The organism is Streptomyces sp. NPDC088730 (assembly GCF_044751215.1).
Lineage (GTDB): Bacteria > Actinomycetota > Actinomycetes > Streptomycetales > Streptomycetaceae > Streptomyces.
In genome coordinates, this window is record NZ_JBIVLK010000012.1 from 177816 (window position 1) to 196217 (window position 18402).

Annotated in this window: 17 protein-coding genes; 12 read left to right on the top strand and 5 right to left on the bottom strand. The window is 69.8% G+C overall.

Annotated features, from left to right (window positions below; all coding sequences use genetic code 11):
• Positions 1-59 precede the first annotated feature (59 nt).
• Positions 60-920: a TIGR03620 family F420-dependent LLM class oxidoreductase gene (locus ACIP89_RS29305; RefSeq protein WP_401922468.1), complete on the top strand. Its 861-nt coding sequence runs from the start codon at positions 60-62 to the stop codon at positions 918-920.
• A 438-nt stretch (positions 921-1358) separates the two neighbouring features.
• Here the strand turns inward: ACIP89_RS29305 and ACIP89_RS29310 are convergent, their stop codons facing one another.
• The 5 genes from ACIP89_RS29310 to ACIP89_RS29330 all read right to left on the bottom strand — a co-directional run bounded on the left by ACIP89_RS29310 (position 1359) and on the right by ACIP89_RS29330 (position 6479).
• Entirely contained in the window at positions 1359-3233 is a 1875-nt protein-coding gene (locus ACIP89_RS29310; protein ID WP_401934277.1) for a bifunctional metallophosphatase/5'-nucleotidase, read from the bottom strand.
• 212 nt (positions 3234-3445) lie between these two features.
• Entirely contained in the window at positions 3446-4015 is a 570-nt protein-coding gene (locus tag ACIP89_RS29315) for a hypothetical protein (RefSeq protein ID WP_401922458.1), read from the bottom strand.
• Entirely contained in the window at positions 4012-5268 is a 1257-nt protein-coding gene (locus ACIP89_RS29320; protein WP_402117560.1) for a hypothetical protein, read from the bottom strand. Before ACIP89_RS29320 ends, ACIP89_RS29315 begins: the two co-directional genes overlap by 4 nt.
• Positions 5265-6011, bottom strand: coding sequence for an ATP-binding cassette domain-containing protein (locus tag ACIP89_RS29325; protein ID WP_402117562.1), 747 nt, complete (start codon positions 6009-6011; stop codon positions 5265-5267). Before ACIP89_RS29325 ends, ACIP89_RS29320 begins: the two co-directional genes overlap by 4 nt.
• Before the next feature lie 93 nt (positions 6012-6104).
• The gene (locus tag ACIP89_RS29330; protein WP_401922452.1) at positions 6105-6479 is read right to left on the bottom strand and encodes a hypothetical protein; all 375 of its coding nucleotides are present in this window, start codon (positions 6477-6479) and stop codon (positions 6105-6107) included.
• Positions 6480-6725: 246 nt separating this feature from the next.
• Here ACIP89_RS29330 and mshD point away from each other — a divergent pair, with 246 nt between their 5' ends.
• From mshD to pstB, 11 genes are all read left to right on the top strand, one after another.
• Complete coding sequence (gene mshD, locus ACIP89_RS29335; protein WP_402117563.1) at positions 6726-7664, top strand: mycothiol synthase; 939 nt, start codon at positions 6726-6728, stop codon at positions 7662-7664.
• 90 nt (positions 7665-7754) lie between these two features.
• A complete protein-coding gene (locus ACIP89_RS29340; protein ID WP_401922447.1) occupies positions 7755-8165 on the top strand; it encodes a GntR family transcriptional regulator in 411 nt (136 codons plus the stop codon).
• Complete coding sequence (locus tag ACIP89_RS29345; protein ID WP_402117565.1) at positions 8162-9064, top strand: ABC transporter ATP-binding protein; 903 nt, start codon at positions 8162-8164, stop codon at positions 9062-9064. The genes ACIP89_RS29340 and ACIP89_RS29345 overlap by 4 nt, the downstream gene beginning before the upstream one ends.
• Entirely contained in the window at positions 9061-10032 is a 972-nt protein-coding gene (locus ACIP89_RS29350; protein ID WP_402117567.1) for a hypothetical protein, read from the top strand. The genes ACIP89_RS29345 and ACIP89_RS29350 overlap by 4 nt, the downstream gene beginning before the upstream one ends.
• 247 nt (positions 10033-10279) lie before the next feature.
• Positions 10280-12523, top strand: coding sequence for an RNA degradosome polyphosphate kinase (locus tag ACIP89_RS29355; RefSeq protein WP_401922440.1), 2244 nt, complete (start codon positions 10280-10282; stop codon positions 12521-12523).
• Positions 12510-13496 (top strand): CHAD domain-containing protein, encoded by a 987-nt coding sequence (locus ACIP89_RS29360; protein ID WP_401922438.1) that lies wholly within the window; start codon positions 12510-12512, stop codon positions 13494-13496. Before ACIP89_RS29355 ends, ACIP89_RS29360 begins: the two co-directional genes overlap by 14 nt.
• Positions 13493-13927: an NUDIX hydrolase gene (locus ACIP89_RS29365; protein ID WP_401922436.1), complete on the top strand. Its 435-nt coding sequence runs from the start codon at positions 13493-13495 to the stop codon at positions 13925-13927. The genes ACIP89_RS29360 and ACIP89_RS29365 overlap by 4 nt, the downstream gene beginning before the upstream one ends.
• A gap of 291 nt (positions 13928-14218) precedes the next feature.
• Positions 14219-15355, top strand: coding sequence for a phosphate ABC transporter substrate-binding protein PstS (pstS, locus tag ACIP89_RS29370; RefSeq protein WP_401922433.1), 1137 nt, complete (start codon positions 14219-14221; stop codon positions 15353-15355).
• A 148-nt stretch (positions 15356-15503) separates the two neighbouring features.
• Positions 15504-16496: a phosphate ABC transporter permease subunit PstC gene (pstC, locus tag ACIP89_RS29375; protein WP_401922431.1), complete on the top strand. Its 993-nt coding sequence runs from the start codon at positions 15504-15506 to the stop codon at positions 16494-16496.
• Positions 16493-17575, top strand: a complete 1083-nt coding sequence (gene pstA / locus ACIP89_RS29380; protein ID WP_401922430.1) for a phosphate ABC transporter permease PstA — start codon at positions 16493-16495, stop codon at positions 17573-17575. The genes pstC and pstA overlap by 4 nt, the downstream gene beginning before the upstream one ends.
• 24 nt (positions 17576-17599) lie before the next feature.
• A complete protein-coding gene (pstB, locus tag ACIP89_RS29385) occupies positions 17600-18376 on the top strand; it encodes a phosphate ABC transporter ATP-binding protein PstB (RefSeq protein ID WP_401922427.1) in 777 nt (258 codons plus the stop codon).
• Positions 18377-18402 lie beyond the last annotated feature (26 nt).

Genomic DNA, 18402 nt, shown 5'->3' on the forward strand with positions numbered 1-18402 from the left:
CCGCGAGCGGGCCGCCGACGCGGAGTTAGAAAAGAGCTCCCACACAGGAGGAGCCGCTGATGAACCTCGGAACGATCGGCATCTGGAGCCTGGCGTTCACCCACGGGGACCGCGGGGAGGCCAGGGAGGCCGCGGCCGAGCTGGAGGAGCTGGGGTACGGCACGCTCTGGCTCGGCGGCCACCCGGGCGGCAACCCCAGTGGGGACCTGGCCACCGCCGCCGATGTGCTGGACGCGACCGACCGGGTCACGGTCGCGACCGGATGCGTGTCCATCTGGGAACAGCCCGCCGCGCGGCTCGCCGCCGCTTACCACGCACTGCCCGCGCACCAGCGGGCCCGGCTGCTCGTCGGGCTCGGCGTCAGCCACGCCGAGTGCATCGACCGCTACCAGCGCCCCCGCACGGCGCTCGCCGGCTACCTGGACGAACTGGACGCGGCCTCGCCGCCGCTGCCCGCCTCCGCACGGATCGTAGGCGCCCACGGGCCCCGGATGACCCGCCTCGGCGCGGCCAGGGCTGTCGGAGTGCACCCGTATCTCGTCGATGTCAGCCACACCGTCCGGGCCCGGTCGGAGCTGGACACCACATCCCTGCTGGCCACGGAACAGACAGTCGTCCTGAGTACCGATCCAGAGGCCGCCCGGAACCAGGCCCGGACGATGCTCGCCCCCTACCTGGAGCTCGCCAACTACCGCGAGGCCTGGCTGCGCATCGGCTTCGGCTCCCACGACCTGGCCCACGGTGGCAGCGACCGGCTGGTCGACGCCCTGTTCGCCCACGGGACGCCCGAGGAGATCGCCGCCCGGATCACCAAGCACACCGAGGCCGGTGCCGACCACATCGCACTCCAGGTCGTCACCGCCGACCGGAGCCTCTTCGCCCGCGCCGCCTGGCGCGAACTCGCCGCGGCGCTGTGCTGACACGTGCGTCCTGGTGAACGACCGTGGTCCGACCCCATGGGCCACTCCAAGAATTTAGAAGAGCTCATTTCACAGAGTGCGAATTTTTGATTCTGCGTCATAGATTGACAGGGATGGCGACAGAGGTAGGAGGTCATCACTTTGACTTGCGACCCGGGCTCCGGGTCAAGCCGGTTCAGGGCATCTCCGTACCGCAGGGCGCACGCCCCGTCATGGAGATGGCATGGGCGCCCGACGCGTGCCACCTGGCAGTACGGAGATGAGATCCGTCCAGGTGAGACGCATGTCCTGTGGCGCCGAGTCGGGGGACACGAGATCTTCGTCCCCGGAACGGCCTGATAAGCCGACGGCCCGCCACTTTCGTGGCGGGCCGTCGGTCTTCGAACTCGGTCCGAGCCCCGAGCGCTCGGACGCATGGGCAACGCCCAGGTGCCAGAGCTACTGAACGACCGTGATCCGGTCCGTCGCCGGCGGGGCCAGCGGCGCGGCGGCCGTGGAGTGCGCGGCCAGGTAGGCGTTGAACAGGTCCAGGTCGGAGGCGCCGACCAGCTTGTTGGTGCCCTCACCGAGCGCCGCGAAGCCGTCGCCGCCGCCCGCCAGGAACTCGTTCATCGCGACGCGGTAGGTCTTGGCGGGGTCGATCGCCTCGCCGTTGAGCTTGATCGTGCCGGTGACCACGCGGTCCGCACCCGACTTCGTCATGTCCAGCGTGTACGTGAGGCCCTTCGACACCTGGAGGATCTTCGGGCTGGCCGCGTTCGAACCGCTGACCTGCTGCTGGAGCGCGCTGACGAGCTGCGCACCGGTCAGGTCGAGGACGTTCATCATGTTGGTGAACGGCTGCACGGTGAACGACTCGCCGTACGTCACCACGCCGTCGCCCTCACTGCCCGACGCCTTGTACACCAGGTCCGCGCGGATGCCGCCCGGGTTCATGAAGGCGACGACCGCCCCGCCCTTGTCCGCCGGGGCCAGGCCCTCCAGCTGCGCGTCCGCGATCAGGTTGCCGAGCGGCTTCTCCGGGGCCGTGGAACCCCGGCCGTTGATGTCGGCCGAGATGTAGCCCTGGGGCCGGTTCGCGATCGGCGCCGCGAGGGTGTTCCAGCGCGCGATGAGGGCCGTCATGTCGTTCGCCGGGGCCTGGTCCCTGTTCACGACGTGGTTCGCGGAGACCGGGTTCGCGGGCTCGGGGTGCGGGTGGTGCTTCGATCCCTTCGGCGCCTTCACCGCCGTGCGCACGATGTCGTTGGTGCGGCGGTCGTAGGTGAGCGTCGTGTCCGTGTACAGCTTGCCGAACGACGAGGCCGAGGTGACCAGGCGCGGGTTGCCCGCCGGGTCCGGGACGGTGCACACGTACGCCTGGTGGGTGTGGCCCGTCACCAGCGCGTCGACCTTCGGCGAGATGCCCTTGGCGATGTCGGTGATCGGCCCGGAGATGCCGTCACCGGCACCCGGGCTGTCGCAGTCGTAGTTGTACGACGACGAGGCGGGGGCGCCGCCCTCGTGGATCAGCGCGACGATGGACTTGACGCCCTGCCGGTCCAGCTCCTTGGCGTACTTGTTGACCGTCTCGATCTCGTCGTGGAACTTCAGGCCCTTGACGCCGTTGGCCGTCACGATGTTCGGCGTGCCCTCCAGGGTCACCCCGATGAAGCCGATCTTGACGCCGTTCTTCTTCCACACCGTGTACGGCTTGAGGATCGGCTTGCCGGTCTTCTCGCTCGTCACGTTGGCGGCGAGGTAGGGGAAGTCGGCACCCTGGAACTTCTTGCCCTTCTCGTAGCACCCCTCGACCGGGTGGCAGCCGCCGTTCTGGAGGCGGGCCAGCTCCGTGGCGCCCTCGTCGAACTCGTGGTTGCCGACGCTCGTCACGTCGAGGTCGATCTTGTTGAGTGCCTCGATGGTCGGCTCGTCGTGGAAGAGCCCCGACAGCAGCGGGCTCGCGCCCACCATGTCGCCGCCGGCCGCCGTGATCGAGTACGGGTGGCCCTTGCGCGCGGTGCGCAGCGAGGAGGCGAGGTACTCCACGCCTCCGGCCGGTACGGCCTTCACCGTGCCGTCGGCCTGCGTCTCGTTGACCGTACCGGCCGAGCCGGCCGGCGGCTCCAGGTTGCCGTGCAGGTCGTTGAAGGACAGCAGTTGTACGTCCACGGTCCGGTCCGGCGCGTGGTGGCCGTGGCCCTTGCCGTGCCCGTGTCCGCGCTCCTGTGCGCCGGCCGGCATGGCCGCGACGAGCGCTCCGACGGTGGCAAGGCCGGCAGCGGCGGCGAGCACCCGCCGGGACGCGCGGTTCTTCTGCGGTGTCGCTGACATCGGTCCCCTTGTGAGTTCAGCGGAGGTCTGAGAGTGGTGACGAGTCTGGAGACTGCGTGCCGCAGCCTAGAGTCAACGCGCGTAGCGCGACAGGTGTTCGGGGTTACGAACTGGTTGCCGTGCGATCGGAACGGGGCCATTCACCCATATGGCGCGCATATGCAAGCAGAAGCATCACTGCCTGCATATGCCGTACAAGGCTCGAAGACGTGTCAGCGGGAATGACGTACGGACACCAGGGGAAGTACGGCCACGAAGAAAAGCACCGCCGCCAGCCACGCTGCCACACTGCTTGAGGAGTACAGGGCAACAGCCCACCAACTGTGGGATTCCAGACCGTCGGGGCTCTGTACACGGCCCAGGAGGACGTTGACGATCAGGAAGCCCAGGCACGCGCCGGCCGCCGCGGCCTCGTTCGCAACACTGCGGACCAGGAGTGCCAGGGCAAGGAGAAGAACCGTGTTGCGAGCAACATCCATCCCGGCAGTCAGTCCAGCCGCGTGGACCAGGACTGCCGTGACGACGATCGCCCCCTGGTCGAGCCGACGGACGGGTAGAACCGCCGTGCTTTCGCATGCGTGCAACTGCCGTTCCAGGCAGTACATAACAGACACCACGACCAGAAGAGGTGTGAAGTAGGCGAGTTGAGAACTGCCCAAGCCGCTCGCCAAGGTGGGGACGGGCACTTCGCTCGTCCCCACCGACCAGCACATGACTACCAACAGAGCCAGGGATGACAGGACGACCCACCATCGACGGACCCCCACCGCGTACAGGATCATGAGACGCCCTTGACGCAGTGCTTCTGGCCCACCACTTCCCTGGTGAACCACTCGGTCTGCTCTTCGATAGGCAGATTGCGCACCTTTTCAATCACAGCCCAGTCGGGCGGCAGCATCGCTGCCCGTACGGTCTGTTCGTCCACACCGGCGACCAGAGTGGCCCATGCTGCCGCGAGGGAGCCCTGCTGCCGGCAGTCATGTACGCCGGCGAGTTCGGCGGTACCCGACACAGCGGACTCCGCAAGGCGGATCACGTAATCGGTGGAGTCTCGTTCGCTGCCACGCAGTGGAAGCGACCAGGTCAAAGGCCACATACCTGGCTTGAGTGGCTTCTTCTCGGAAGTGACGCGCAACTCTCGCGGCGCTGCTACCCCTGCGGCCTCAAGCCGTTCGAGGGGGTGTAGGGCGTCCCGTCGCAACTGCGCGGCGTAAGGCTCGTACTCCGGCGGTACGCACACCGTTGGCGCACGTCCGACACACGACAGGCTGACGTCGCGCGGCTCCATGGGGTTGCTGTATCCCCAGCCGATCACAGCAGCGCGGCCTGCGACGACTGTGGCGGTGAGTACGACAAGGGCGATGATCACTGCCGCGCCGCGCGGGCGCATTCGCGCCAGCAGCCAGAAGGCCAAGGCCGAGCCTGCCACAACACTCCATGGCACCAGGTACACGGCTGGAGTGAGCACGTCAGTGACGGTCGACTCACCATCTATGAACCCTCCCAGGTGTCGTATCCAGGGAGCGGACATCGCGTGCGGCATGGTCAGCCACGCCCAGCAGCCGACTGCGGCGAGGGGCGCCGCGACGCTCCTGGGCAGGAGCACCCCCAACGACCAGCCGATGAGCAACCAACCGCAGGAAATCACGAGCAAGTGCGCCACCGCGAGCCACCCGATTCCGCTGGGCAGCGCGCCGGCCTCCCGCTCGGCCACGACAACCGCACCGCTGACCAGGACAATCATCAGGAACACCACGGGGACGGCGGCTCGTATGAACTGCCGAACCGCGCCACGTCGCCCCGTCCTCCCCAGGGCGCCCAGCAGACGGTGGCGCCCTGCCTCCCACGCACCGGCCGCCGCTACAGCCGTCGCTATGGCCACAACGCCCTGTGCGGCGAGTTCTCCAGCTTGAACGCCGTAGCCCGACGGGACGGTGTATGTGGCGCCGTCGATGTACACGCCTGTGAAGATCAGCGCGGGAAGCACAAGCCAGAGCGCGGAAGAGGCCCGGAGATTGGCCCAGGTGACCCTCATTCGGTCGCCTCCAGAAGCGACGCGTAGGCGCTCTCCAGACGTCGGCCGGGGGCGCAGTCCGGGGCGGCGTGGCGCGCGAACGCGTCGACAGTTCCCCTGAACCTCGTCTTCCCCGCTTCGAGGACCACGACCTCGTCGAAGGACTCGTCGAGGTCGCCTATGTCATGGGTCGAGACGATCACATGCACGGTGCCGCGCAGGGAGACCAGCAGATCGAGGAAGCGTCGACGCTGGCTCGGGTCGAGGCCGACGGTCGGCTCGTCAAGGAGCAGCAACTCGGCGTCGTGAACGAGCGCCTGCGCGATCGCGATGCGCTGCTGCTGACCGCCGGACAGGGATGCGATCTTGCTCTGGCTCTTCTCGGTGAGACCGACACGTTCGATTGCCGCGGCCGCCGCGTGCCATGCCTCACGCTCTCGCATGCCCTTGAGCCACCCCACATAGGCCACGTGCTCCCTGCACGTCATCCCGGGAAGAAACCCGGGGCGCTGCGGTAGCCAGGACACTTTGCTTCGGTAGGCCCGCACGTCCCTGCGGATCGCCGGATCGAGCTCCTGATAGCGGACGCGCCCGGCCTCGGCCTTGACAGCCCCGGCACCCAGCGCGAGGAGCGTGCTCTTGCCCGCACCGTTCGGGCCGAGGAGGACAGTGTGCCCCGGAGCGAAATCCAAGTCGAGCCTGTCCAGGACAGAACGTGACCTGCGGCCGTAGCGAAAGCTGCAGGACTGATAGCGCAGAGGCATGAGGAGGCACCTTGGGACCAGGAAAGGGAGAACCTCCCCCGCAGACGTCGCCACGCTTTGCGCGCGCGCTCCGGGGGAGGCGAGGAAAATCGCTCAGTAGACGGTCGTGATCGACGCGACCCAGACGTGCACACCCACAAGGGCGCCGTTGACATTGAAGTAGTAGGAGCCAGAACCGTGATCCTCCCACCACCCGGAAGATGTCCCGCCGCTGAAGCACTTCGAGAAGGCCTGAGTCGAGTAAAACGCGTCCGGTGCGAGTTTCCTATTCTTGAAGAGGGTGACTGCCACACTCTTGTTGGTGTAGTCATCCTTGCAACCGGAGAACTTGATGTTCGTCCTGCCGCCGTCGTCGTCCCAGCGACGGGACTCATAGCCTGGGCCAGCCCCCGTCAAGTGACCGGTCCAGCTGGACGCCTGGGCGGGAGCGGCGATGAAGCCCAGGACTGCGGTGGTACCCAATGCCACCGCAGCTATGCGACGGGCGGATTCGCGGGAAGCAGCCAGACGCCTGGATCTCATGTGTGACCTCCGTAGTTGGAACGTGCCACAATGGCGAGCATTCGCACACATGATCCACACATGAAAGATGAGTGAACAACAGGATTGACATTTCCGGACAGACATTGGCCTGAACCTTCATTCGGCCCAGTGCCCGGCCCCGTCGTCCCGCCTCGATGAGATGGACTTCCCACCCGCCGTACGCTCGTACACATGACGACTGACGTACCCCTCCCCGCCCCCGGCCGCGAGATCCGGACGCTCGACGCCCTCGACCCCGAGCAGGCGGAGGCCGTATCCGGGATGCTCGCGGAGGCGGCCAGTTCCGATGGCAGGCAGGCCGTGTCCGAGCAGGGGCGGCTGCAGTTGCGCGGCGGGCACCGGGAAGGCGTGCGGCACTTCCTGCTGACCGCCGGGGGCGTGCTCGTCGGGTACGCGCAGCTGGAGGACACCGACCCCGTGGAGGCTCCGGCCGCCGAGCTGGTCGTGCACCCCTCGCACCGCGGGCACGGGCACGGGCGGGCGCTCGGGGCGGCGCTGCTGGCCGCCACCGGGAAGCGGCTGCGGGTGTGGGCGCACGGCGGCCGGTCCGCCGCGCGCCACCTCGCGCAGGTCCTCGGCCTCTCGCTCTTCCGCGAACTGCGCCAGCTGCGCCGCCCGTTGAGCCCGCTGAACATCGCGGAGCCGGTGCTGCCGCCGGGCGTCACCGTCCGCACGTTCGTCCCCGGCCAGGACGACGCCGCCTGGCTGGCCGTGAACCGCGCCGCCTTCGCCCACCACCCCGAGCAGGGCTCGCTGACCCAGCGCGACCTCGACGACCGCAAGGCCGAGCCCTGGTTCGACCCGAAGGGCTTCTTCCTCGCGGAGCGCGCCACCGATGACGGCGGCGCCGAGCTGATCGGCTTCCACTGGACGAAGGTGCACGCCGAGGACCAGCTCGGCGAGGTGTACGTCGTCGGCATCCGGCCCGACGCGCAGGGCGGCGGCCTGGGCAAGGCGCTCACCGCGATCGGGCTGCGCCACCTCGCCGCCGAGGGGCTGCCCACCGCGATGCTCTATGTCGACGCGGACAACACCGCGGCCGTGACGGTCTACGAGCGGATGGGCTTCACCACCCACGAGGTGGACCTGATGTACCGCACGGAGTCCTGAGCGGCCACAACCACTCCTGGGGCGGCGTCGTTTGACGTCGCCCCAGTTTTATGCCACCCTTTCACTACTCAATTAGTGAAAGGGGTGAACATGGCACAGTCCGCAGCAGTCGAGTACCGCATCGACCGGCGCAGCGGCATCGCCACGTACCTCCAGATCGTCCAGCAGACCAAACAGGCCCTGCGCCTGAATCTGCTGAAGCCCGGCGACCGGCTGCCCACCGCACGCGAGGTCGTCGAGGCCACCGCCATCAACCCGAACACCGTCCTCAAGGCCTACCGCGAGCTGGAACGCGAAGGGCTGGTCGAGGCGCGGCGCGGACTCGGCACCTTCGTCACCCGAACCCTCGGCGGCGCGGCGGCGGCCGACGACGCCCCGCTGCGCGCCGAACTCGCCGACTGGGCCCGCCGCGCCCGCACGGCCGGACTGGACAAGGACGACGTGAACGCGCTCTTCACCGCCGTACTGAACAAGACCTTCGAGGGAGAACAGGCCGGATGACAGCCGCTGCGATCGAGGCCGAGGGCCTCGGCATGAAGTACCGGGGCAGGGGCGGGGGCTGGGCGCTGCGCGACTGCTCGTTCCGGCTGCCCGCCGGACGCATATGCGCGCTCGTCGGCCCCAACGGCGCCGGGAAGTCGACGCTGTTGAGCCTGGCGGCGGGGTTCCTGCGGCCGGCCGAGGGCACCGTACGCGTGCTGGGCACGACCCCCGGGGAGGCCCGTGCCCGGATGGCGTTCGTGGCCCAGGACAAGCCGTTGTACCCGCAGTTGACGGTCACCGAGACGCTCTGGGCGGGCGCCGAGCTGAACCCGGACACCTGGGACCAGGACGCCGCGGAGCGCATCACGGAGCCGCTGCCCGGCGACGCCAGGGTCCGCACCCTGTCCGGCGGCCAGCACACCCGGCTCGCCCTGGCCCTGGCCCTCGGCAAGCGGCCGGAACTGCTGCTCCTGGACGAGCCCATGGCCGACCTCGACCCGCTCGGCCGGCACCAGCTGATGGGCGCCCTGATGGCCGAGGCCGCCGAGCGCTCCACCACCATCGTGATGTCCTCGCACATCCTCGCCGAGCTGGAGGGCGCCTGCGACTACCTGCTGCTCGTCGACGGCGGCCGCGTCCGCCTCGGCGGCGAGACCGACGACCTGCTCACCGCGCACACCCTGCTCACCGGCCCGGTACGGGACCTCGCCCCGCACACCGTCGTCGAGTCCCGCACCACGGGACGGCGGCAGACCGCACTCGTCCGGAAGGAGGGCCCGGTGGACACCGGCACCTGGGAGACCGCGGAACCGTCACTGGAGGAACTGCTGCTGGCACACCTCCGCTCCCCGGAGGCGCCCCCGCTGCTCACGCCGAGCGCGGCGGCCGGAACCCGGGCGGCGGTGAGCGCGGCATGAGCGCCCTCGCCCTGCGCGGCCCGGCCCGCGTCGTCGTGCTCCAGCACCGCCGCGCCCTGTGGATCACCGGGGCGCTCGCGCTCCTCGGGATCGTCCTGATGGGCGTGGCCTGGTGGGTGACGTCGGCCGCCGCCACCACCTTCGACGGCACCGGCTGCTCGGTACGGCACACGGTCCACGGCTGCGGCATCGCCGTCCGCCACTTCCTCGGCGTCGAGCTGTACTTCAACCACCTGCTCGGGTACGCGGGCGTCGCCATGATGGTGCTGCCCGCGGCGTTCGGCATGTTCGTCGCCGGGCCGATGATCGGCCGGGAGCTGGAGGACGGCACCTACCGGCTCTCCTGGAGCCAGTCCGTCAGCCCCGCCCGCTGGCTGACCGCGAAGCTCGCCGTGCCCGCCGTCCTCACCGTGGCCGGCGTCTCCGTACTGTCCGCCGTGTACGGCTGGGCCTGGTCCCGGGCGCGCGGCACGAACTACCCGGTCCAGTGGTTCGAGCCGCAGGTGTACGGGGCGATGGGCCCCGCCCCGGTGGGCTACGCCCTGCTCTGCCTGGCCCTCGGCGCCCTGGCCGCGGTACTGGTCCGGCGCACGCTGCCCGCGATGGCCGTCACCGCGGCCGCCTACGCCGCGGTGGTCGTGGTCATGAACGCCGTACGCGGCGGCCTGTGGCCGATGCGGACGGACACCACGGCCCTCGGACGGGAGATCCGGTATCCCTCGGCGGCCTCCGACGTCTCCGTCGGCTGGATGACCGGCGACGGCACCCGGCTGGGCGGCACCACCTGCGTGAGCGCGGATGACGTCGACGCCTGCATGGCCCGGCACGGCGCGGTCTCGAACTACGTCGACTACCACCCGGCCGCGCACTTCTGGCCGCTCCAGCTGATCGAGACCGGCATCGTGCTGGTCCTCGCGGCCGTCGCCGTCGCCCTCGCGTTCCGGGTACTGCGCCGCAGCCACGGCTGAGCCCGCCGCGGTGCGGCCGTGTCCGGGGGCCCTCCCCGCCCCCGGACACGGCCACACCGCTTCCTGCATGTCATGTCGCCGTTACCGGGCATTCAGACGCCCTTGCGACCCTCTCAGGATGCAGCCAGCTGTGCCGTCCCCCCGCAACGGGAGAATTCCCGGCAGAGAACGCGCCGACCGTGCGATCTCCGCGATCTCACCCCCCTCCGACGCGCCCCAGGAGCACTCGGCGCGGAAGAATGGGCCCATGAGCCAGCAGCCCAGCTCCGAGGTCCCGGTCCAGCCCGCCGCCCAGCCGTCCGTCGGCTCCCTCGCCGCACACCGGCCGCACGCCGTCGCCGCCGGCTCCACCCTGTCCACAGCGGCCGATCTGGACCCCGACATCGACGCCGACGCCGACGCGTACGAGCCCGATGTCGACGGGGACGAGCTGCCGCAGGGCCGGTTCCTGGACCGCGAACGCAGCTGGCTCGCGTTCAACGAACGTGTTCTGGAAATGGCCGAGGACCCCTCGACCCCCCTCCTCGAACGGGCTAATTTCCTCGCCATCTTCGCCTCGAACCTGGACGAGTTCTTCATGGTCCGGGTGGCGGGCCTGAAACGCCGGATCGCCACGGGTGTCGCCACCCGTTCCGCGTCCGGCCTCCAGCCCCGCGAGGTCCTCGACCTGATCTGGACCCGCTCGCGCGAACTCATGGCCCGGCACGCCGCCTGCTACCAGCAGGACGTCGCCCCCGCCCTGTCCGACGAGGGCATCCAGCTGATCCGCTGGCCGGAGCTGACCGAGAAGGAGCAGGCCCGCCTGTTCACCTTCTTCCGGCAGCGCGTCTTCCCGGTGCTCACCCCGCTGGCGGTCGACCCGGCGCACCCCTTCCCGTACATCTCCGGCCTCTCGCTCAACCTCGCCGTCGTCGTACGCAACCCGGTCAGCGGCCACCGCCACTTCGCCCGGGTCAAGGTCCCGCCGCTGCTGACCCGCTTCCTGGAGGCCTCCCCGCAGCGCTACGTCCCCATCGAGGACGTCATCGCCGCCCACCTGGAGGAGCTCTTCCCGGGCATGGAGGTGCTCGCGCACCACATGTTCCGGGTCACCAGGAACGAGGACCTGGAGGTGGAGGAGGACGACGCGGAGAACCTCCTCCAGGCCCTGGAGAAGGAGCTGATGCGCCGCCGCTTCGGCCCGCCGGTCCGGCTGGAGGTCGAGGAGTCCATCGACCCGTACGTGCTGGACCTGCTGGTCCGCGAGCTGAAGGTGTCCGACGCGGAGGTCTACCCGCTGCCCGGACCGCTCGACCTCACCGGGCTGTTCGGCATAGCTTCGCTGGACCGGCCCGAGCTGAAGTTCCCCAAGTTCATCGCCGGCACCCACCGCGACCTGGCCGAGGTCGAATCCGCCTCCGCGCCCGACATCTTCGCCGCCCTGCGCGAACGCGACGTCCTGCTGCACCACCCGTACGACTCCTTCTCCACCTCCGTCCAGGCCTTCCTGGAGCAGGCGGCGGGCGACCCGGACGTCCTCGCGATCAAGCAGACCCTGTACCGGACCTCGGGCGACTCCCCGATAGTGGACGCCCTCATCGACGCCGCCGAGTCCGGCAAGCAGGTCCTCGTACTCGTCGAGATCAAGGCCCGCTTCGACGAGCAGGCCAACATCAAGTGGGCGCGCAAGCTGGAGGAGGCGGGCTGCCACGTCGTCTACGGACTCGTCGGCCTCAAGACGCACTGCAAGCTCTCGCTCGTCGTCCGCCAGGAGAGCGACACACTGCGCCGCTACTCGCACGTCGGCACCGGCAACTACCACCCCAAGACGGCCCGGCTCTACGAGGACCTCGGCCTGCTCACCGCCGACCCGCAGGTCGGCGCGGACCTCTCCGACCTCTTCAACCGGCTCTCCGGCTACTCACGCCGCGAGACCTACCGCCGGCTGCTGGTCGCCCCCAAGTCGCTGCGCGACGGACTGATCGCCCGGATCAACAAGGAGATCACGCACCAGCGGGCCGGCCGCCCCGCCTACGTACGCATCAAGGTCAACTCGATGGTCGACGAAGCGATCATCGACGCCTGCTACCGGGCCGCGCAGGCGGGCGTCCCGGTCGACATCTGGGTACGCGGCATCTGCGCGATCCGCCCCGGCGTCACCGGCCTCTCGGAGAACATCCGGGTCCGCTCGATACTGGGCCGCTTCCTCGAACACTCCCGGGTGTTCTCCTTCGGCAACGGCGGCGAGCCCGAGGTCTGGTTCGGCAGCGCCGACATGATGCACCGCAACCTCGACCGCCGCATCGAGGCCCTGGTCAGGGTCACCGACCCCGCCCACCGGGCCGCGCTCAGCCGGCTCCTGGAGACGGGCATGGCCGACACCACCTCCTCCTGGCACCTGGGCCCCGACGGGAACTGGACCCGGCACGCCACGGACGCGGAGGGCCGGCCGCTGCGGCACGTACAGGAAATGCTCATTGACGCCCGGAGGCGCCGGCGTGCGACGCCCTGACCACCAGACCCAGACGGACGTGACCGCGGGGGCGGTGCTCGCACCGTATCTCCGGGCGCAGGCAGCGGACTTCCTGCGGAGTCTGCGCCTGCACCGCGAGAACAGTGCCCCCACGGACGCCGGTCCGCAGGCCGCCGAACAGGCCGCCGCGGCGCTCCGCCGCTCGTCCCGCCGGATCGGCGGCACCCTGCACACCTTCCGCGCCGCGCTCGACCCGCTCTGGGCCGAGCAGCTGCGCACCGAACTGGCCTGGCTGTCCGGCACGCTCGCCCGCGAGCACGCGTACGCGGACCGGCTGAACCGGCTCCTCGACGCGCTGCACGGGCTGTCCGGGACGCCCCTGCCTGCGGCCCGCACCTCCTCCGGCAACGGCGCCACGAAGGAGCGCGCCGGCCTCGGCGTCGGTGCGGCGCGCGCCGGCGCACTCCTGGAACGCCAGCTGACCCTCGCCCGGACCCGCGCGCACTCCGCCGCGCTCCAGGCCCTCGGCTCCTCCCGCTTCCACGCGGTGGCCGACGCGGTCGCGCTGCTCGCCTCCGAGGTCCCGCTCTCCCCCACCGCCACCGCACCCGCCGCCGAACTGCTGGCCGAGCCCGCGGACCGGGCCGAACAGCGGCTCCTCGGCGCGGTGGCCGCCCTCGCCGCCGAGACCGCGGCCGAGCCGTACAACGAGGCGCAGGACGCGCCCTGGCACCGGACCCGGCTGCTGCTGCGGCTGCACCGGTACGCCCACGAGGTGGTGCGCGGCGCCCCAGACCCGGTCCTGGCGGGCCCGGGGCACGCCCTCGACCTGCACCGGGACGCGGCGGAGGCGGCCGCCGCGGCGGCCTCTGCCGCCCGCACGCCACGGATCGCACCGGCGACCGCGTACGCCCTGGGCGTGCTGCACGCCGACCAGCGCCACGAGGTGGAGGCGGCGCGCGCCGTGTTCCGGGAGACCTGGCCGTACGCGGCGGCCGTGACCGCACGATGAACGGCACGGTCCGGGCGGCGGGGTGCGTGCTCTGGCGCCGCCCGGCCTCGGCCGCCGCCGGTGCGCCCGCTGCCGGGGTCGAGCTCTGCCTCGTGCACAGGCCCCGTTACGACGACTGGTCCTTCCCCAAGGGCAAGCTGAAACGCGGCGAGTCCCCGCGGGACGCGGCTCTGCGCGAGGTCCTGGAGGAGACGGGCCACCACTGCGTGCCGGGCGCCGTGCTGCCCCCGGTCCGGTACGTCGCGAACGGCCGCCCGAAGGAGGTCACCTACTGGTCCGCCGAGGCGACCGCGGGCTCCTTCGTGCCGAACCGTGAGGTGGACGCCGTGCTGTGGCTCCCGCCGGAGGCCGCCCGCGCCCGGCTGACCCAGCCGCGCGACCGCGCCCTGCTGGACACGGCCCAGTCCCTGCGCGCCCTGCCGAACGCGTAACCCCTTCCAACGCGTGACCCGGCCGAACGCGTAACCCCTCGGGAACGCGTGACCCGGCCGAACGCGCGATCCGGCCGATCCGGCCCGTCCCAGCGGCGGAACCAGGCCGCCCGACACGGTTCACCTCCCGTTCACTCACCCCCGCAGACCGCTTCACCTGTTCTGCCTAATTTCGGCAGTACACGGTGCGAGGCACAGACCGCACCGGCAATGACTTCGCACGACCCATCACCTCGCACGCCGTCGTAGACAGACATCAATCGCGGCGGCTCCTGGAAGGAACACCCGAAAGTGAAGCTTCAGCGCAAGAACCGGCTTCGTGCCACCGCGCTCGGTGCCCTCGCCGTCTCCGGCGCCCTGGTCCTCACGGCGTGCGGTTCGGACAACAACAGCGGCGGCGACACCGGCGGGAACGGCGGCAAGACGAAGGCCGCCTCGAACGTCAAGTGCGACGGCGCCAAGGGCCAGCTGCGCGCCTCCGGCTCCAGCGCCCAGAAGAACGCCATGGACCTGTGGGTCAAGGACTACATGGCCGCCTGTTCCGGCGTGGAGATCAACTACAACTCCTCCTCGTCCGGTGAGGGCATCGTCGCCTTCAACCAGGGCACCGTCGGCTTCGCCGGCTCCGACTCGGCGCTGAAGCCCGAAGAGGTCGCCGACTCGAAGAAGGTCTGCAAGACCGGCCAGGGCATCAACCTCCCGATGGTCGGCGGCCCGATCGCGGTCGGCTTCCACCTCGAAGGTGTCGACAGCCTGACGCTGGACGCCCCCACCCTCGCCAAGATCTTCGACACGAAGATCAAGAAGTGGAACGACAAGGCGATCGCCAAGCTCAACCCCGGCGCCAAGCTCCCGGACAAGGCCATCCAGCCCTTCCACCGCTCCGAGGACTCCGGCACCACCCAGAACCTGGGCAAGTACCTCGCCGCCACCGCCCCGAGCGACTGGAAGTACGAGGCCGAGAAGAAGTGGCCGGCCCCCGGTGGCCAGGCCGCGTCCGGCTCCTCCGGCGTCGCCACCCAGGTGAAGGCGGTCGACGGGGCGATCGGTTACTTCGAGCTCTCCTACGCCGCCTCGCAGAAGATCACCACGGTCGACATCAACACCGGCGGCGCCGCCCCGGTCAAGGCCTCCTCGGAGAACGCCTCCAAGGCCATCGCCGCCGCCAAGGTCACGGGCACCGGCAAGGACCTGGCGCTCGACCTCGACTACACCACCAAGGCCGAGGGCGCCTACCCCCTGGTCCTGGTGACGTACGAGGTCGTCTGCGACACCGGCAACAAGGCCGACACCCTCGGCACCGTCAAGTCCTTCCTGACCTACACCGCCTCCACCGAGGGCCAGCAGCTCCTCACCGAGGCCGGCTACGCCCCGATCCCCGAGGCGATCAACACCAAGGTCCGCGAGACGGTCGCCGGCCTCTCGTAACCCGGCCCGCACGACACGCAGCACGCGACACGCAGAAGCAACAGGCCGCCGGTCCGGCACACCCCTCCGGACCGGCGGCCACCACCACCCCCATCCGGTGCACCGCCGCCAGGGGAGCCTCCGCTCCTCCACACAGACCGGAAAGACCATGGCTTCCACCACACAGACAGAGACACCACCGGCCCGGCCGGGCGGGCGAACCCGCCCCCGGTCGGCCGGGCGCCTCGGCGACCGGATATTCCTGGGCCTGTCACAGGGCTCCGGCATCCTGCTGCTCGTGCTCATGGCGTCGATCGCCGTGTTCCTCAGCTACCGCGCCGCCATCGCCATCTCCAAGGACGAAGGCAACTTCTTCACCACCTTCGACTGGAACCCGGCAGGCAGCCCCCCCGTCTTCGGCATCGCGGTCCTGCTCTTCGGGACCGTCGTCAGCTCGATCATCGCGATGCTCATCGCGGTTCCGATCGCTGTCGGCATCGCCCTCTTCATCTCGCACTACGCGCCGCGCAAGCTGGCCGGACCGATCGCGTACGTCGTCGATCTGCTCGCCGCGGTGCCCAGCATCGTCTACGGCATCTGGGGCGCGCTCGTCCTGGTGCCGTACCTCGAAGGCCTGAACCTCTGGCTCGACCAGTTCTTCGGCTGGACGTACATCTTCGAGAAGACCGAGGTCGGCGTCGCCCGCTCGCTCTTCACCGTCGGCATCCTGCTCGCGATCATGATCCTGCCGATCGTGACCAGCGTCAGCCGCGAGGTCTTCCTCCAGGTCCCGAAGATGAACGAGGAGGCCGCGCTCGCGCTCGGCGCCACCCGCTGGGAGGTCATCCGCCTCTCGGTGCTGCCCTTCGGCCGCTCCGGCGTGATCTCCGCGTCGATGCTGGGCCTGGGCCGCGCGCTCGGCGAGACGATGGCCGTCGCCACGGTGCTGTCCCCGAACTTCCTCATCTCGCTGCACGTGCTCAATCCGGGCGGCGGGACGTTCGCCCAGAACATCGCCGCGAAGTTCGGCGAGGCCGACGCGTTCGGGCGGGACGCCCTGATCGCCTCCGGCCTGGTCCTCTTCGTCCTCACCCTGCTGGTCAACGGCGCCGCGCGGCTCATCATCGCCCGCCGCAAGGAGTACTCGGGGGCCAACGCATGAGCCACGCATCCACCAGCGTCCAGGACCGCCCGGCGCCGATACCGCCCGCACGGCGCAACAGCCTCAGCAGCCGTACGCTGCCCCGGACGGCACCGCTCGGCTTCGCCGCCGTCTCGATCGCCCTGGGCGTCGGCATCGGCGCGGCCGCCGGCTGGCACAGCCGCGTCCAGTGGGGCCTGCTCTCCGCGCTGTTCTTCCTGGTGATCTCGTACGTCGCGACCAGCGTCGTGGAGAACCGGCGGCAGGCCAAGGACCGCCTCGCCACCAGCCTGGTGTGGGTCTGCTTCCTGATCGCGATCGTCCCGCTGGCCTCGCTGCTCTGGACGACCGTCAGCCGGGGCTCCGGACGCCTCGACATCTACTTCCTGACCCACTCGATGGCCGGTGTGCTCGGCTCCGAGGACAGCGGCGGTGTCTACCACGCGCTGATCGGCACGCTGGAACAGGTCGGTATCGCCACGGTGATCTCCGCCCCGCTAGGCCTGCTCACCGCCGTCTACCTGGTGGAGTACGGCAAGGGGCCGCTCGCCAGGGCCGTCACCTTCTTCGTCGACGTGATGACCGGCATCCCGTCCATCGTGGCCGGCCTGTTCATCCTCTCGATCATGCTGATCGCGGGGCTGGAGCCCTCCGGCCTGATGGGCGCGCTGGCCCTGACGATCCTGATGATCCCGGTCGTGGTCCGCTCCACGGAGGAGATGCTGAAGCTCGTACCGAACGAGCTCCGCGAGGCCTCCCTCGCCCTCGGCATCCCGAAGTGGCGCACCATCCTGAAGGTGGTCCTGCCGACCGCGATCGGCGGCATCGCCACCGGCGTCATGCTCGCCATCGCCCGGATCGCCGGCGAGACCGCCCCGATCATCCTGCTGGTCTTCGGCAGTCAGCTGATCAACCCGAACCCCTTCGAAGGCGCCCAGTCCTCACTGCCGTTCTACATCTACGAGCAGTACAAGATCGGCGAGACCGCGTCGTACGACCGCGCCTGGGCCGCCGCCCTGGTCCTGATCGCCTTCGTCATGATCCTCAATCTGGTGGCCCGCGGCATCGCCCGCTGGAAGGCCCCGAAGACCGGCCGCTGAGGCCGACGGAAAGCAGTGATTCAGATGGCCAAGCGCATAGACATCAGTGGCCTGTCGGCCTACTACGGCGCCCACAAGGCGATCGACGACATCTCGATGACCGTGGAACCCCGCTCCGTGACCGCCTTCATCGGCCCGTCCGGCTGCGGCAAGTCCACCTTCCTGCGCACCCTGAACCGGATGCACGAGGTCACCCCCGGCGGCCGCGTCGAGGGCAAGGTGCTGCTGGACGACGAGAACCTGTACGGGACGAACGTCGACCCGGTCACCGTGCGCCGCACGGTCGGCATGGTCTTCCAGCGCCCCAACCCGTTCCCCACCATGTCGATCTTCGACAACGTCGCGGCGGGCCTGCGGCTGAACGGCAACTACCGCAAGAGCGCGCTGAACGACATCGTGGAGAAGTCGCTGCGCGGCGCGAACCTCTGGAACGAGGTCAAGGACCGGCTCAACAAGCCCGGCTCCGGTCTCTCCGGCGGCCAGCAGCAGCGGCTGTGCATCGCCCGCGCGATCGCGGTCGAACCGGACGTGCTGCTGATGGACGAGCCGTGCTCCGCCCTCGACCCGATCTCCACCCTCGCCATCGAGGACCTGATCGGTGAGCTGAAGGAGCGCTTCACGATCGTCATCGTGACGCACAACATGCAGCAGGCGGCCCGGGTCTCGGACCGCACCGCGTTCTTCAACCTCGCGGCGGTCGGCATGCCCGGCAAGCTGATCGAGATAGACGAGACCGCGCGGATCTTCTCCAACCCGTCGGTCCAGGCCACGGAGGACTACATCTCCGGCCGCTTCGGCTGAGCCGGGCCCGGAACCTCTCCCACAGA

Excerpts from the sequence above, each read along its gene's own strand:
- ACIP89_RS29350 (WP_402117567.1), top strand. The coding sequence starts at position 9,061 with ATGAGCGCCCTCGCCCTGCGCGGCCCGGCCCGCGTCGTCGTGCTCCAG.
- ACIP89_RS29365 (WP_401922436.1), top strand. The coding sequence starts at position 13,493 with ATGAACGGCACGGTCCGGGCGGCGGGGTGCGTGCTCTGGCGCCGCCCG.
- ACIP89_RS29315 (WP_401922458.1), bottom strand. The coding sequence starts at position 4,015 with ATGATCCTGTACGCGGTGGGGGTCCGTCGATGGTGGGTCGTCCTGTCA.
- ACIP89_RS29305 (WP_401922468.1), top strand. The coding sequence starts at position 60 with ATGAACCTCGGAACGATCGGCATCTGGAGCCTGGCGTTCACCCACGGG.
- ACIP89_RS29345 (WP_402117565.1), top strand. The coding sequence starts at position 8,162 with ATGACAGCCGCTGCGATCGAGGCCGAGGGCCTCGGCATGAAGTACCGG.
- pstB (WP_401922427.1), top strand. The coding sequence starts at position 17,600 with ATGGCCAAGCGCATAGACATCAGTGGCCTGTCGGCCTACTACGGCGCC.
- ACIP89_RS29310 (WP_401934277.1), bottom strand. The coding sequence starts at position 3,233 with ATGTCAGCGACACCGCAGAAGAACCGCGCGTCCCGGCGGGTGCTCGCC.
- ACIP89_RS29320 (WP_402117560.1), bottom strand. The coding sequence starts at position 5,268 with ATGAGGGTCACCTGGGCCAATCTCCGGGCCTCTTCCGCGCTCTGGCTT.
- mshD (WP_402117563.1), top strand. The coding sequence starts at position 6,726 with ATGACGACTGACGTACCCCTCCCCGCCCCCGGCCGCGAGATCCGGACG.
- ACIP89_RS29355 (WP_401922440.1), top strand. The coding sequence starts at position 10,280 with ATGAGCCAGCAGCCCAGCTCCGAGGTCCCGGTCCAGCCCGCCGCCCAG.
- ACIP89_RS29340 (WP_401922447.1), top strand. The coding sequence starts at position 7,755 with ATGGCACAGTCCGCAGCAGTCGAGTACCGCATCGACCGGCGCAGCGGC.
- ACIP89_RS29325 (WP_402117562.1), bottom strand. The coding sequence starts at position 6,011 with ATGCCTCTGCGCTATCAGTCCTGCAGCTTTCGCTACGGCCGCAGGTCA.
- pstA (WP_401922430.1), top strand. The coding sequence starts at position 16,493 with ATGAGCCACGCATCCACCAGCGTCCAGGACCGCCCGGCGCCGATACCG.
- pstC (WP_401922431.1), top strand. The coding sequence starts at position 15,504 with ATGGCTTCCACCACACAGACAGAGACACCACCGGCCCGGCCGGGCGGG.